The following is a 13343-nucleotide window of genomic DNA, read 5'->3' on the forward strand; positions in this document are numbered from 1 at the left end:
CCCTCTTATTACGCCCCCCCCCCTTTCGTCGCGGCCCGGGGGGTCGGTGGATTGTATAAGTTTGTGGTCGCCTGACCGCCGGCCGGGGCGGCCGGCGCGGGCGCCGCCCGCGCAGAGAGGTTGGTCACCGCGCTTCTTGCTCTGTTGTTGTTTGTCGTTCCAGGCTCCGCCGAGCCTCAGCCGATAGCGATTGGCTATCTCGGCCAGACGCGCAGTCCGCCCATGCCGCTTGGGCCGCTGGACCATTTCGCCGCCGATGATGGGGTGCAAGGCGCCCGTCTCGGCATCGCCGATGACGATAGCACGGGCCGCTTTCTGGGACAGCGCTTCCGGCTGGTGGAGCGATCGCTGAAACCCGGCGAGCCGCCGCAGGACGCGATACGACAGTTTGCTGGCGAGGGGATCACCTTTGTCGTTGCCGATCTCGACGCGGGGCCGCTGACGCAAGCGCTTGCGGCCACGGGCGCCGAGCGGATGCTCCTGTTCAACAGCCGCGCCAGCGATGACTCATTGCGTCAGGAGGCATGCAGGAAAAACCTGCTGCACACTATTCCAAGCCGCGCCATGCTGGCCGATGGGCTGGCGCAATATCTCGCCTGGAAGGGCTGGCGGCACTGGTTCCTGCTTGTCGGTCCGCATCCGGAAGACCAGGCCATGGCTGCCGCCTTCCGGCGCGCAGCGGCGCGTTTCGGCGCGGAAATCTCCGTCGACCAAGCGTGGATCTTCCGACCAGCAAACGGCCGAGCCGACACAGGGCATGTCACCCTGCAAACGGAAATACCGGCCGCAACCCAGGTCGCCGACTACGACGTTCTCGTCGTCGCCGACGAGGCCGACGAGTTCGGCGCCTATCTCGAGGGCCGCACAGCATTGCCTCGGCCCGTCGTGGGCACGCAAGGGCTGGTGGCGACCGGCTGGAGCGCCGTTAATCAGGAGTGGGGTGCGACGCAACTGCAGGAGCGGTTCAGGCGACAGGCCGGACGCTGGATGATGTCGAGCGATTACGCCGCCTGGCTGGCAGTGCGGAGCGTCGGGGAGGCCGCGACGCGGCTGAACAGCGTCGATCCGGCAGCGATCAGTGTCTACATCCGAGGCAGTGAGTTTCTTCTCGCCGGGTTCAAGGGGCAGGGACTCAGCTTCCGTGCCTGGGACGGCCAGATGCGCCAGCCCATACTCATCGCTGGATCGCGGTTGCTGGTTTCCAGCTCGCCTCAGCCTGGCTTCCTGCACCAACGCACGCCGCTTGATACTCTGGGCATCGACCTGGAGGAGAGCACATGCAAGTCCTAATCGTGATTGTGGTCCCGCTGCTGTTGTCCGCTTTGGCCGGACCTGCCGCCGCCGAAACCATCTATGTCTCAAACGAGCAGGACAACACAGTGGCCGTCATCGATGGTGCAACCATGACGCTGTCGGCGACGATCGATGTCGGGCGCCGGCCACGCGGACTGGCACTCTCGGCCGACAAGAAGATACTTTTTGTCGCTGAAGGTGACGACAACCGCATCGATGTCGTGGACCTCGCCAAGCGGCAAATTGTCGGCCAACTGCCCACAGGCGCCGATCCGGAATTCTTCGTGCTTCATCCCGACGGCAAGCGGCTGTTCGTCGCCAATGAGAACGACAACCTCGTATCCGTGGTCGACATCGCGGCCGCCCAGGTGATCGGTACGGTCGATGTCGGCGTCGAGCCAGAGGGCATGGCAGTCAGTCCCGACGGCCGTTACGTCGCCTGCACCTCGGAGACGTCAAGCATGGTGCACCTCATCGACGCGGGCAGCCTCGAACTGGTTGACAATCTGCTGGTCGACACACGGCCGCGGGCAGCCGCTTTCTCTCCGGACGGGAAGCGCTTGTGGGTGTCTTCCGAAATTCGCGGCACGGTAACGGTGTTCGACACCCTAACGCGTGCACAGACCGGCAAGGTCCAGTTTGAGGTGCAAGGCATTCGCCGTGAAGGCGTCCAAGCCGTAGGCATCGAGATGTCCCGCAACGGCGGCACTGCCTATGTCGCGCTTGGGCCAGCAAACCGCGTCGCCGAAGTCGATACCGGGACGCTGGCGGTGCGTCGGCTCTATCTTGTGGGCCAGCGACCTTGGCATGTCGCACTGTCGGACGATCAAAAACATCTGATCAGTGCCAACGGCAATTCCGGCGACATTTCCTTCATCGACCTGGAAAACGACGAAGTGCTCAAGTCACTGCCCGTCGGGCGCGGCCCGTGGGGCGTCGTGGTTGGGCCATGAACGCTTTGTCGCTCGACAGTGTCAGTCACAGCTTCAAGCAGCGGCGAGTTCTGGACGCCGTCTCCTTTTCGGTTGCGCAGGGTAGGGTCTGCATCCTGCTCGGCCGCAACGGAGCCGGCAAGACAACGTTGTTCTCGCTCGTCACAGGTCTCTATCATGCCCGCTTCGGATCGGTGCAGGTATTCGGTCACGCGATGCGCACCGATCCTGCGGCCGCACTGGCCGCGATGGGAGTCGTATTCCAGCAGCAGACCCTCGATCTCGATCTCACGACCGCGGAGAATCTGCGCTATCACGCTGCCTTGCATGGGCTTGCCGCCGAAGTAGCGGAAGCCCGGATGCGCGAGGAGCTCGGCCGTCTCGCGGTTCTCGACAGGCTTCATGATCCCGTCCGATCTTTGTCTGGCGGCCAGCGGCGGCGCGTCGAAATCGCCCGTGCTTTGATGCACCGCCCGCGCATTCTCCTGCTCGACGAACCAACCACGGGGCTCGATGTTCCGGGCCGTCAGGCACTCGCTCACCATGTGCATGGGCTATGCCGCGAGCGCGGCATAGCCGCGCTTTGGGCCACACATTTCCTGGAAGAGGTGACGCCTGAGGACGATGTCGTCGTGCTCCATGCTGGCCGCGTGCAATGGGCGGGCGGCGCCGACCGCATCGAGGCAGAGCTTGGCGTCGCCAGCATGACCGATGCCTTCGCGAAGCTCACGGCTGCGGCATGAAAAGGCGCCACGCGCTGCGAGCGCTCAACGGCATCTTCCATAGGGAGCTGCTACGTACCCTTCGGCAGCGCGGCCGATTGGTTTCGGCGATTGTCCGGCCGCTGGTCTGGCTTGCCATTTTCGCCGCCGGGTTCCGGTCCGTGCTTGGCTTGTCGACAACGCCGCCTTATCAGACCTATGTCCTCTACGAAGTTTATGTCGTGCCCGGGCTCGCCGCGATGATGCTTCTGTTTCACGCCATGGCAAGTTCGCTGGCGATGGTCTACGACCGCGAGATGGGCAGCATGCGCCTGTTGCTGACCGCGCCGTTACCGCGTTGGTATCTGCTCGGTGCCCGGCTGCTTGCCAGCGTCGTGGTCGGCCTGCCGCTTGTCTATCTGTTCCTGGTTGTCGCGCGCTACTGGGATGTGCGTCCGCCGATGCTCGGTTATCTCGCCGTGTTGCCAGCGCTTGTCCTTTCGGGGCTCATGCTGGGGGCTTTCGGCCTGCTTGTGTCGTCACTCTCCACGCAGATGGAAAATTTCGCCGGGGTGATGAACTTTGTCATTTTTCCCATGTTCTTCGCCTCGACGGCGCTTTATCCGCTTTGGCGGCTCGCCGAGGCCGGCCCGGTGCTTGCGACCGTGGCAATGCTCAATCCGTTCAGCCACGCGGTCGAACTGATCCGCTTCGCGCTTTATCTGCGCTTCACCCCGATCTCCTTCCTGGTCGTGCTGGCCTGCCTTTTGGTGTTTTTCCTCGCGGCAGTTGTCGGCTATGATCCAGGACGCGGCCTGTGGTCCCGGCGCGGCGATCAATGACCTTCATTTAAGCGCGTAGAGATAGGCGGCCACGTCCCGCGCCTCCTGTTCGGAAATGCCGGTCGAGGGCATTGCCGTGCGCGGGTTGACGTCTCTTGCCGCGCGAATCCACCGGATCATGTTTTCCGGATTGTTGGACAGGATGCCGCCGATATAGACGCGAGCGGCCAGACTGGCGTCCAGGCGCGGCCCGACCAGGCCTTGCGCGCCGGGCACACCGCTGATCGTGTGGCAACCGGCGCAACCGTTCGCCGACATGATCGGTACAGCCCGCGTGGCGATGCCACCGGTCGCTTCGTTCGCCTCGTGTTCGGCCCTCTCGGTACGTTGCTGCTGCCACCAGGCAAACGATGCCAGTATCACTGGCAATATAAGGAACATTGCCGCAACACAGATCCGGTTGGTCTTTCCCGATTGCTCGTGCCCACCCCCATCGGCGCCTTCCGTCCGTGAACCGGGCGATGCCACCGTCAAGCCGAGCATGGCTCCGGCCGCAGCCGCGCCGACCGTCAGCAGCATCATTCTAACCGGCGTTAAGGGCATGGGATGCCTCCCGGCCGGCTCTTTGCCCGCTTGAACGAATCCACAGTCCTGCCAGCAGCAACGCCGCACCGCCATAGACCAGCCCGGCCGGCACCCACATTATAAGCCCCGCGAGTTGCTGGTCTTCGAGCGGGCTGAGGCCCCAAATCTCAGCGCCGGTAGCGTTTGCAGGGTACCAGAGCCGCGGCGATACCAGGAGCAGAACACCGAGCAGCCCTGTGTGCAGGGAGGTTAAAAAGAGATGCATGACCGCGCTGCCATAGGCCTGTTCTCGGCCGTGCCGCGGCAGCAGCGCCCACCAGAACAACAATCCGGTACCGAGAAAGCTCGCATGCTGGGCATAGTGAAAAAAGCCGCGCTCGAGCGCCGCGTGGAACAGCGCTGGAACGTGCCACAGCCAAATGGCCACGCCGTGGAGCAGAGTGGCGGCTAGGGCGCGGCTTATCGCTGCCCAGGCCGCCTGAACCACACTTGCATGCCCGGCATGGCCAAATGGCCGTCGCAGCGATACCGGCAGCGCCCACATCATTGCCGCCGCCGGTAAAGAAGCGACCAGCAATGGCGCCGCAACGGCCATCAGCAATTCATGTTCGATCATATGCGCGGTGAACACGCGCTCGCCCAAGGCGTGGATCGGGCTGACCAGCGCTGCCGCCAGCGCGATCCACCCGGCTGCGAACAACAGCGCCTGGCGCACTCGCAAAAAGCGGCCGCGGTCGCTCCGCCGCCAGAGTCGCAGCGCTCCGCCCGCATAGATCAGCGCGACTGCCGCAAGCGGCAAAGTGATGGGCAGCGCCAGCGTCCATCCCGCCTCTTGCGAACCGAGGCCGTAGGAGATCGAAGTGGAGAAGAAGGCGTCGAAGCTCATCGCACGCACCAGTCGAGGATGAGCGCGGCGCTGCCTTGCATTATGATCACCAAGGCAAACAGCAGTGCGGACAACATGCCAAGGTTGGCAACGAACTGTTCTGTCCCTCGCGTGCGTTCTGGTTTGAACGCGGCACCGCCCAGCCGCTTTGCCCGCCATGACAAAGCACCGCCGAGCAGAGAAAACAGCGCCAGCGCCAAAGCGATGGGCAGCACGATCGGCACCTGGCGATTGCATTGCCAATGCACAAGCGAATAATTCAGTTGCGTCGATACCGCCCAGGCCAGTGGCCCTGAAAGAAGTCCGCCCCAAGAAGTGCCCAACACAACCGCACGCATCTCAGCCGAGCCTCGGGGTCCAGTAGATCAGGAGATAGATCGGGATCCAGCTGGCGACCACGAAATCCCAATAGAAGACATTATCGCCAACATCGCCGAAGCGACGGCCGCTGTTGCCGTGACGCGTGAACATCAGCACCGTCAGCACAATGGTGTCGCCAACGTCGGTGATCAGATGCGTCGTGTGCAGCCCAAGCAGCACCCACAGCATCGAACCGTAGGCGTTGGTGTCCCAGTAGATGTTCAACGCCGGAAACTCGAACCAGCGTACGACGAGCGGCGCAATCCCGAGCAGCGACATGACAACGAGGCCGATCCGCACAGGCATGATCGCGCATTGCTCAGCATAGCGGTTGAGCATGTGGTTTGGCACCAAGCTGACAATCAACAGCAGCGTCACGATGGTTCCGGGCCAATGGTTCGGCCGCGGCGCGCCGAGTGGCCATTGCGGCCACGACAGCGCAAGGTAGAGATAGGCACCTGCGGCGAGCGCGAAGCCGGTGCCTTCCAGTGCCATGAAGCCGAGCGTGCCCCACCATGTGGGGCTGCGCGGACCAATTCCATAGGTGGGCAGGGCGGAAAGATCGGCGGCGGGACGCTGTTTCATTCCTCGTCCTCCGGATCGCCTTTTGGCCAGAACCAGCCGATCAGCGTGATAGCAATCGGCAAGGCGCCCCAGACCACGGCCCAGGGCGTAAAGATCGAATAAAGGAAGGTCGCGCCCACAGCGATGGCCGCAAACAGCGGCCAGATCGATGGCGTGGCCGATTTCTCGCGAATGTCGGGACGCGCTTCGGCTACCGTCGAGATGACAAGTTCGCGCGCGTCGACGCGGAGGCCTGTCGCGACCGGCAAGGCCTCACGTTCGGCCCACAGCGGCTCGGCGTGGGTGACGACGGGGATGCGGGCGAAGTTGTAGCTCGGTGGCGGCGAGGTCGTCGCCCATTCCAGCGTGCCGGCATCCCAGGGATTGTTGCCCGCCGGTGCGCCTCGCAAGGCGCCGTGCAGCATGTTGAACGTGAACAGGACGAAGCTCAGGAAGAACACCGCCGCGCCGGCGGTGATGAACAGGTTGATGTTTCCCCAGCCAAGCTCGGCCGGATAGGTATAGACCCGTCGCGGCATGCCCCAGAGACCGACAAGATGCATGGGGAAGAACGCCGCATTGAAGCCAATGAACGCCATCCAAAAATGCCAGCGCCCAAGCCGCTCGCTCATCATGCGGCCGGTGAGCTTGGGCAACCAGAAATAGGCGGCGCCAAGCAGCGGAAAAACCGATCCGCCGATCAGCACATAATGGAAATGCGCGACCACGAAATAGGTGTCGTGGACCTGCAGGTCCAAAGGCACGGATGCTACCATCACGCCGGTGAGACCGCCGATGACAAACGTAAAAACGAAGCCGAACACGAACAGCAGCGGCGTCCGGATCACCGGCCGGCCGTCCGACAAGGTCGCCAGCCAGCAGAATATCTGCAGCCCGTTGGGGATGGCGATCAGCATGCTCGACGCGGTGAAGAAGCTGGCGCCGAGCTTCGGCAGGCCGGTCGCGAACATGTGGTGGACCCATAGGCCAAACGACAGAAAGCCGACTGCGATCAGCGACAGCACAAGTCCTAGATGCCCGAAGACCGGGCGTCTGGCGAAGGCGGAGATGATCGACGACACCATGCCTGTCGCCGGCAGGAAGATGATGTAAACCTCTGGATGGCCGAAGAACCAGAAAAGATGCTGGAACAACAAGGCATCGCCGCCCTCGGCCGGGTTGAAGATGTGGGTACCGACGAGCCTGTCGAGGATCAGGAATGTCGAGGTGATCATCACCGCCGGCATGGCGAAGACGACGACGAAGGACGTGACCAGCATCGCCCACACGTAGAGCGGGATCTTGTCGAGCGACATGCCTGGCGCCCGCTGCTTGAACACGGTGACGATGGTCGCGACGGCGACGGCCAGGGACGACACTTCGGTGTAGGTGATCATCTGCGCCCACACATCTGCGCGCTTGCCGGGTCCGAATTCGGGGCCCGACAACGGCACATAGGCGAACCAGCCGACGTCCGGCGCCATGCTGAGCGCGAACGACGCCCAGGCAAAAATCCCGCCCGAGACGTAGATCCAATAGCTGAACGCATTCAGGCGAGGGAAGGCGATGTTGCGCGTGCCGACCATCAGCGGCACCAGATATATGCCAGTGGCCTGCACGATTGGTACGGCAAACAGGAACATCATGGTCACGCCGTGCATGGTGAACAGCTGGTTGTAGAGATCCGGCCCGATCAGGCCGCGTTGCGGTCCCGACAGCTGGATGCGCATGGCGACTGCATTGAGCCCGCCCAGGCACAGGAAGACGAAAGCGGTCACGAGATAGCGCCGCGCGACGACCTTGTGGTCGACGCTCGACAGCGCGCCGATGATGCCCGGCTTCGTTCGCCAGGTCCGTTCGAGCCAGCGATGCAGGGTGGCATCGTCCAGACCGGTATCGCGCGGCCCGTCGCGTTCTGGGGCAAGGTCGCCCTTGGGGGTTGCTTGCGGCACCAGGTCGCGTTCGCTGGTCAGATCGGAGCTGCTCATTTGAGCCCCTCCAGATAGGCGACAATCGCATTGAGTTCGTCGCCATTGAGATCGACCACCGGCATGTGGGCGCCCGGCTTGATGCCTTGCGGGTCGGCGATCCAAGCGGCAAGATTGCCGCGGCTCATCGTCAGCGTTCCGGCGGCGAGTGTTTGCCGGCTCGCGATGTGCGTGAGATCGGGCGCAACCGTGCCGCCGGCAACCGTGCCGCCAATTTTGTGACACATCACGCAGGCACGATTGAGGAACAATTCCGCCCCGGCGCTGGCCTCAGCACTTACCGGTGCAGCGGCGGACCGAAGCTGGTCATTCAACCAGGCATCGAAGACCGGCCGCGGCTCGGCGATGATCAACGTGCTCATATTGGCGTGCTGCTGACCGCAGAACTCGGCGCATTGGCCGCGATAGACGCCCGGCTTGTCGGCCATGAGATCAAGGACATTCTCATGGCCGGGGATGAGGTCGAGCTTGCCGGCGAGGCTCGGCACCCAGAAGGAGTGGATCACATCGGTCGAGGTCACGATGATCCGTACCGGCTTGCCGGAGGGGATATGGATCTCATTGGCCGTCGTAAGGATGCGGCTCGGCTGGGCGTTTTCGTAGCGTACCTCCCACCACCATTGGTGTCCGGTAACCCGGATCGTCAGCTCCGCGTCCGAGCCGATGGCGGCGAGCGTCCTGTTGGCGAAGAAGCTTAACAGAGTGAGCCCGACGAGGATCACGGTCGTCGCGCCAAGCGCGGCCCAGACCGCCCGCGCCTTGCGGTGCTCGGCGCCTGGATCGAGCACGAGCGGGTCGGAGCGCGTGCGCGATCGCATCGCAAGTGGCGCTGCCAAGGCGATCATCACCAGGAGCCAGATCAGCGCGCAGAGCCCGGTGAAGAACCAGATGAGCCAAGCCAATTCGGAGGCGGCGGGGCCCTTCGGGTCGAGTGCCGATTGCCAGCCGGAGCATCCCTGGAGAAGCAACACGCAGGTCGTGCCGAACGCCGCAAACACGGGCCGTCTCACGGCGACTTCCCCAAAGTCGCGGCATCCGGCAGGCGGTTCTCGGACGGATGCACCATCATATCATCGTTGCGCGAAGGCGCGGCGGAGGAGGGCGCGTTGCCGCCCAGCGAGCGGACGAAGGCGGCAAGCTCCCAAATCTGGTCGTCGGGAACCTTGTCGCGGAATGTTGGCATGCCGTTCGGCCGCCCGTCTCGGATGGTGGCGTGGATGCTCTCGATCGAACTGCCATAAATCCATTTCTGGTCCATCAGGGCCGGTCCCATGCCGCCGCCGCCATTGGCATGGCAGCCGGTGCAGTTGAACCAGCTGAAGAGGCGCTTGCCCTCGCTAAGGTGAAAGGCGTTGGCCTCGAAAGCGGCAGCCTTGTTGTCACTTAGAGAGGGCCGCTCGCCGCCAGGCTCCAACGTGGTGACGGGGGCCGGCTGCTCGCCGGAGCCGAGCGCGGATTGCGGACGTGTGTCGCGCTCTTCCCGTTGGCATGCCGCAAGCGCCAGCGTAGCGGACAGGAGCACGACGAGCCCCCGTTTCATCGCACCGGACTCCCGCCTGCGTCCAGACGAGGCACTCCAAACTGAGTCAGAATGGAATCGATCTCAGCCTTGTGCTTAGCAAGTGCGGCATCGAGTTCGTCACGCAACGCGGCGTCCTCACGCCGGACGCCCATCGAAATATCGTAAATCATCGGCAGCATCGGCCCGTCTATGCGGGGGGTCACTGGCGTGAGCTTAAGCAACACCTTCTGCTTCGCGGCGAAGTAGCCGGCGAGCGGCCCCCAGACGACGGCGAGGTCAACCTCGCCATTGGCCACCGCTTCGACGATGCGCGCCGGAGGGTTTGGCGCTGAATAGTCGCCATAGACGGGGTATCCGATCAGATGGCCGACAATACCACGGCGGCCAAGCGCTTGGACGGGAGGCGAGTTGGCGCCGTCATCGCCAATGAGTTGCACACCAATGCGCAGCTCACGCAGGCGCGGATCGTCGAAGGACGTGATATCGGGGCCATCCTTGCGCATCACGAATACATAGGAGGAACGGTAGTAGGGTGTGGTGGTGCGCAGCATTTCGAGGTTGGCGGGAGTGCCCGGGACGAGGTCGCAAAGCCCGGCCTTCAGCGTATTGCGGACAAAGCCGCGGCGCTGCGCCCACCAAACGTAGGAAAGCTTGGCGCCAAGCTCGCCAGCCACGATTTCCGCTATCTTATTCTCGAAACCTTGGCCGCTGGCGTTCGAGAAGGGCATGTTGTTGGGGTCGGCACATACCCTCAACTCGCGCGCATGAGCGACTACGGCGGCGGAAAACAAGACGAGCGCACCGATCGCGGCGGCAATGTGCCGGACGGCTTTTCGCCCAACGGGCCTGTCGAAGTCGTCAGGGCAGGCGGAATACATAGAGCGTTCCTCCTGGCGTCGTCACGTCCTTCAAATCCTTCATGGCGTTTGCGAAGCCGAGCGCGGCTGTGGCGTCGCGTGGATCGAGGTCGCCCGACACGATCGCACCGGCCCAACCGCCGACCCCCGACAGGATCGCCACATATTGACGCCCGTCGGGACCGCGGTAGGTGATCGGCTGGCCGATGATGCCGGACGACGTCTTGAACTTCCAAAGCATTTCCCCTGTCCTGGCGCTGACCGCCTTGAACCAGCCTTCCATCGTGCCGTAGAAGACGACATCGCCGGCGGTGACCACCGCACCGCTCCATACTGGAAAGTTCTCCTTCAAGTTCCATACAGGCTTGGCGGTGGCAACATCCCAGGCAGTGAATGCACCCCGATTGCCGCCTGGCCCTGGGATCATACGGACGTTCATGCCGACATAGGGCGTGCCGGCGATGTAGTTCACCTCGACGCCCTCTTCATCCATGCAAAGGTTGTTGTGGGGGATGTAGAGCAGGCCTGTCCTCGGCGAGAATGCTGACGGTTGCCAATCCTTGAGGCCGGCCGCGGTCGGACAGATGTCGCGCACGACCTTGCCAGTGCCGGTCTTCTTGTCGGGATTTACGACGAGTCGGCCGGTCTTCAGATCCACGCCCTTGCTGGAGTTAACTGGGCCGAAAGGCTGAGCCGACAGGACTTCGCCGGTGGTGCGATCCAGCACATAGACGTAGCCATTGCGCTCCGGCCGCACCAGCACCTTGCGCGGCTGGCCCTGCCAGTTCATGTCCAGAAGAACCTGCTCGTTGATACCATCGTAGTCGTGCAGATCGTGCGGCGTCCACTGATAGAACCATTTCGCCGCCCCGGTGTCCGGGTCGCGGGCGAAGATGCCGGCCGTCCATTTGTTGTCGCCGGGCCGCAGGTCGGGGTTCCAGGGGCCGGGATTGCCGGTGCCGTGGAAGAACAGGTTTAGGTCGGGATCGTATGAGATCCAGCCCCACATATTGCCGCCGCCGATCTTCCATGCTTCCGGCGGCCATGTCGTCACGCCAAGGTCCTTGCCCTTGTCCGTGTCGTAATGCGGCTTGAAATCCGGGCCGATCAGCACGTCCTTGTCGGGGCCGGTGCTGTAGGCCGTCCAGACGACATGTCCGTCGGCTGCGTCGAGCGCCTTGACCCAGCCGCGCACGCCCATCTCGCCGCCGGAATTGCCGACCAGCACTTTGCCCTTTACCACCAGCGGCGCCATGGTGATCGTTTCGCCAATGTTGATGTTACCGATCTGCGTATTCCAGATCGGCTTGCCGCTGCCGGCGTCCAGTGCGATCGTGTGGCCATCGAGCGTGTTGAAGAAAATGCGCCCGTGGGCGAAGGCTGCTCCCCGGTTGACGACATCGCAGCAGGCGACGCCCTGCGCCGCCGGTTCCGGATTGGGCTCGTATTTCCATTTCATCGGTGCGCTTGGCTTGGACAGGTCGAGCGCGTAGACGATGTTGGGAAACGGGGTCACGATATACATCGTGTTGCCGACAACGAGCGGCGCGGCCTCCTGGCCCTTGTTTACGCCGGTCGAGAAGGTGAAAGCCACCTGCAGGTTCTTGACATTGCTTTCGGAAATCTCCGCCAGATCGCTGTAGCGGGTCGAGGCATAGTTCTTTGCCGGCATCGTCCACTGGCCGTCATCGGGCGGAGCGGCTGCAGGCGGCGGCCTTATCGCGGTATCAGCCGCGGGTTGGGCAGCCGCGCCTGCCAACAAAGCGAGGCTTGCGAGCATCACCAAACCAAGACTGAATCTGGAACCGCGTTCTGTTGCCCGCATCGCTCTCCCCGCTTTAGCGGTTTTGCCCCGCATCGACGCAAGCTGCGTCATTTGTGTAGCGAACCGCCGACGCCGGCACCAAGCTCTGCGGCGACGTCGGCTTCGGTTCCCGCGCATAATGGATGATCCCAGCCCGAAGCGCTCTTTCCACCGGGATCGAGATCGTAGATGATGGCGTCCTTGCGGTTTGGATTGACACCGGCCGGTACTTTGTCCAGCGCAAGGGCCGCGCGCACGCGCCAGGCGACATTGTGGTCGGCACAGGAGGAATCGCCGCTGACGCCCAGTCCGCCGACGATGCCCTTCCCATCATACAGCGCCAGGCCGCCACCAAACACGACAACCCCGCCGATGGGCTTTCCCATCAGCGGGTCACCGGCGCTGCCGAACGTCGACGGGTCGCCTGTATAGGCGATCGCCTGGTTGACCGGATTGGTGGCCTGCAGCCCAAACAGCGGACCGCCCGGTTGGACCGGCGCATAAAGATTTGCCGTCGACAATGCCATCTGGGGAAGGCTGAGCCCGTTGGCCGTGCTGGCCTTTTCGGCTGCGATCAGCCGGCTGCCGGGCCATTGCGCGTCGGCGGTGGGGCCGCTGAAAGCGATGGCGCAGACCGTTCCGTCACGTGCCACAACTGCGGCCCATTCATTGGTATCGAAGCCGCCATTGCCGGGCCCGCCGCTGGCCTTGACGCTCGCCTTAAGGGCCGTCAGCAGCTTGTCGTGGTCGGCGAGGCAGGGTGCTTGCGCCGAGGCCGTTTGCCCCGCGTCGCCTATCGCCAGCAGGAACAGACTTAAGGCCAGTGACAGGGTTGGACGATAATCCATTGTCTCTAACGTTAGTTGAACACTCTCTAACGCTTGAGACGGGCGGAAGTGCCATTGGGGCGAAAAAATGTTGTTCTTCGCGCGCTTGCGGGCACCGTCCGGAGGACGACAGCGGCCCCACCTACCGTTCGTGCAGCAATGGTTGGAACAGAAGAGGCATTCGCCAGTTTGCTGGCATGCAGTCGGTGTTCGAACAAATTGCGCGGTCGCTGAAAAAGCGG

At 63.3% G+C, this 13343-nt stretch carries 14 protein-coding genes; 4 read left to right on the forward strand and 10 right to left on the reverse strand.

Features of this window, described 5'->3' with window-relative positions:
• Positions 1–120 precede the first annotated feature (120 nt).
• From NKH57_RS32015 to NKH57_RS32030, 4 genes are read left to right on the forward strand one after another with little or no spacing between them, the layout of a single operon-like run.
• Entirely contained in the window at positions 121–1290 is a 1170-nt protein-coding gene (locus NKH57_RS32015; RefSeq protein WP_031259911.1) for a lanthanide ABC transporter ABC transporter substrate-binding protein PedA1, read from the forward strand.
• Positions 1278–2246: a PQQ-dependent catabolism-associated beta-propeller protein gene (locus NKH57_RS32020; RefSeq protein ID WP_352950281.1), complete on the forward strand. Its 969-nt coding sequence runs from the start codon at positions 1278–1280 to the stop codon at positions 2244–2246. The genes NKH57_RS32015 and NKH57_RS32020 overlap by 13 nt, the downstream gene beginning before the upstream one ends.
• Entirely contained in the window at positions 2243–2968 is a 726-nt protein-coding gene (locus tag NKH57_RS32025; RefSeq protein ID WP_023758476.1) for a lanthanide ABC transporter ATP-binding protein PedB/LutE, read from the forward strand. Before NKH57_RS32020 ends, NKH57_RS32025 begins: the two co-directional genes overlap by 4 nt.
• Positions 2965–3768: a lanthanide ABC transporter permease protein PedC gene (locus NKH57_RS32030; RefSeq protein WP_352487709.1), complete on the forward strand. Its 804-nt coding sequence runs from the start codon at positions 2965–2967 to the stop codon at positions 3766–3768. The genes NKH57_RS32025 and NKH57_RS32030 overlap by 4 nt, the downstream gene beginning before the upstream one ends.
• 3 nt (positions 3769–3771) lie before the next feature.
• Here NKH57_RS32030 and NKH57_RS32035 read toward each other — a convergent pair whose 3' ends face one another.
• Genes NKH57_RS32035 through NKH57_RS32080 form a run of 10 tightly spaced genes read right to left on the reverse strand, consistent with a single transcriptional unit; the run spans position 3772 to position 13122 of the window.
• A complete protein-coding gene (locus NKH57_RS32035) occupies positions 3772–4311 on the reverse strand; it encodes a c-type cytochrome (RefSeq protein ID WP_352838046.1) in 540 nt (179 codons plus the stop codon).
• On the reverse strand, positions 4292–5179 hold the full coding sequence (locus tag NKH57_RS32040) for a cytochrome c oxidase assembly protein (RefSeq protein ID WP_352950284.1): 888 nt from the start codon (positions 5177–5179) through the stop codon (positions 4292–4294). Before NKH57_RS32040 ends, NKH57_RS32035 begins: the two co-directional genes overlap by 20 nt.
• On the reverse strand, positions 5176–5517 hold the full coding sequence (locus tag NKH57_RS32045) for a hypothetical protein (protein WP_023758480.1): 342 nt from the start codon (positions 5515–5517) through the stop codon (positions 5176–5178). The genes NKH57_RS32040 and NKH57_RS32045 overlap by 4 nt, the downstream gene beginning before the upstream one ends.
• 1 nt (position 5518) lies before the next feature.
• Positions 5519–6124, reverse strand: a complete 606-nt coding sequence (locus NKH57_RS32050; protein ID WP_023758481.1) for a cytochrome c oxidase subunit 3 — start codon at positions 6122–6124, stop codon at positions 5519–5521.
• On the reverse strand, positions 6121–8091 hold the full coding sequence (gene ctaD / locus NKH57_RS32055; RefSeq protein WP_023758482.1) for a cytochrome c oxidase subunit I: 1971 nt from the start codon (positions 8089–8091) through the stop codon (positions 6121–6123). The genes NKH57_RS32050 and ctaD overlap by 4 nt, the downstream gene beginning before the upstream one ends.
• On the reverse strand, positions 8088–9101 hold the full coding sequence (gene coxB, locus NKH57_RS32060) for a cytochrome c oxidase subunit II (RefSeq protein ID WP_352950287.1): 1014 nt from the start codon (positions 9099–9101) through the stop codon (positions 8088–8090). The genes ctaD and coxB overlap by 4 nt, the downstream gene beginning before the upstream one ends.
• Entirely contained in the window at positions 9098–9631 is a 534-nt protein-coding gene (locus tag NKH57_RS32065) for a c-type cytochrome (RefSeq protein WP_352487712.1), read from the reverse strand. Before NKH57_RS32065 ends, coxB begins: the two co-directional genes overlap by 4 nt.
• A complete protein-coding gene (locus tag NKH57_RS32070) occupies positions 9628–10491 on the reverse strand; it encodes a substrate-binding domain-containing protein (RefSeq protein WP_023758485.1) in 864 nt (287 codons plus the stop codon). Before NKH57_RS32070 ends, NKH57_RS32065 begins: the two co-directional genes overlap by 4 nt.
• Complete coding sequence (locus tag NKH57_RS32075; RefSeq protein WP_502907363.1) at positions 10472–12295, reverse strand: methanol/ethanol family PQQ-dependent dehydrogenase; 1824 nt, start codon at positions 12293–12295, stop codon at positions 10472–10474. The genes NKH57_RS32070 and NKH57_RS32075 overlap by 20 nt, the downstream gene beginning before the upstream one ends.
• Positions 12296–12342: 47 nt before the next feature.
• Positions 12343–13122 carry a heme-binding protein gene (locus NKH57_RS32080; RefSeq protein ID WP_502907364.1) on the reverse strand — a complete coding sequence of 260 codons (780 nt, stop codon included), beginning with the start codon at positions 13120–13122 and terminating at the stop codon, positions 12343–12345.
• Positions 13123–13343: the final 221 nt, after the last annotated feature.

Source organism: Mesorhizobium sp. M1050 (assembly GCF_040318715.1).
Lineage (GTDB): Bacteria > Pseudomonadota > Alphaproteobacteria > Rhizobiales > Rhizobiaceae > Mesorhizobium.

What these genes read in the sequence shown, in the direction of transcription:
- NKH57_RS32045 (WP_023758480.1), bottom strand. Translation starts at nt 5,517, where the DNA reads ATGCGTGCGGTTGTGTTGGGCACTTCTTGGGGCGGACTTCTTTCAGGG.
- NKH57_RS32080 (WP_502907364.1), bottom strand. Translation starts at nt 13,122, where the DNA reads ATGGATTATCGTCCAACCCTGTCACTGGCCTTAAGTCTGTTCCTGCTG.
- NKH57_RS32025 (WP_023758476.1), top strand. Translation starts at nt 2,243, where the DNA reads ATGAACGCTTTGTCGCTCGACAGTGTCAGTCACAGCTTCAAGCAGCGG.
- NKH57_RS32065 (WP_352487712.1), bottom strand. Translation starts at nt 9,631, where the DNA reads ATGAAACGGGGGCTCGTCGTGCTCCTGTCCGCTACGCTGGCGCTTGCG.
- NKH57_RS32020 (WP_352950281.1), top strand. Translation starts at nt 1,278, where the DNA reads ATGCAAGTCCTAATCGTGATTGTGGTCCCGCTGCTGTTGTCCGCTTTG.
- NKH57_RS32040 (WP_352950284.1), bottom strand. Translation starts at nt 5,179, where the DNA reads ATGAGCTTCGACGCCTTCTTCTCCACTTCGATCTCCTACGGCCTCGGT.
- NKH57_RS32070 (WP_023758485.1), bottom strand. Translation starts at nt 10,491, where the DNA reads ATGTATTCCGCCTGCCCTGACGACTTCGACAGGCCCGTTGGGCGAAAA.
- ctaD (WP_023758482.1), bottom strand. Translation starts at nt 8,091, where the DNA reads ATGAGCAGCTCCGATCTGACCAGCGAACGCGACCTGGTGCCGCAAGCA.
- NKH57_RS32030 (WP_352487709.1), top strand. Translation starts at nt 2,965, where the DNA reads ATGAAAAGGCGCCACGCGCTGCGAGCGCTCAACGGCATCTTCCATAGG.
- NKH57_RS32075 (WP_502907363.1), bottom strand. Translation starts at nt 12,295, where the DNA reads ATGCGGGCAACAGAACGCGGTTCCAGATTCAGTCTTGGTTTGGTGATG.
- NKH57_RS32050 (WP_023758481.1), bottom strand. Translation starts at nt 6,124, where the DNA reads ATGAAACAGCGTCCCGCCGCCGATCTTTCCGCCCTGCCCACCTATGGA.
- NKH57_RS32035 (WP_352838046.1), bottom strand. Translation starts at nt 4,311, where the DNA reads ATGCCCTTAACGCCGGTTAGAATGATGCTGCTGACGGTCGGCGCGGCT.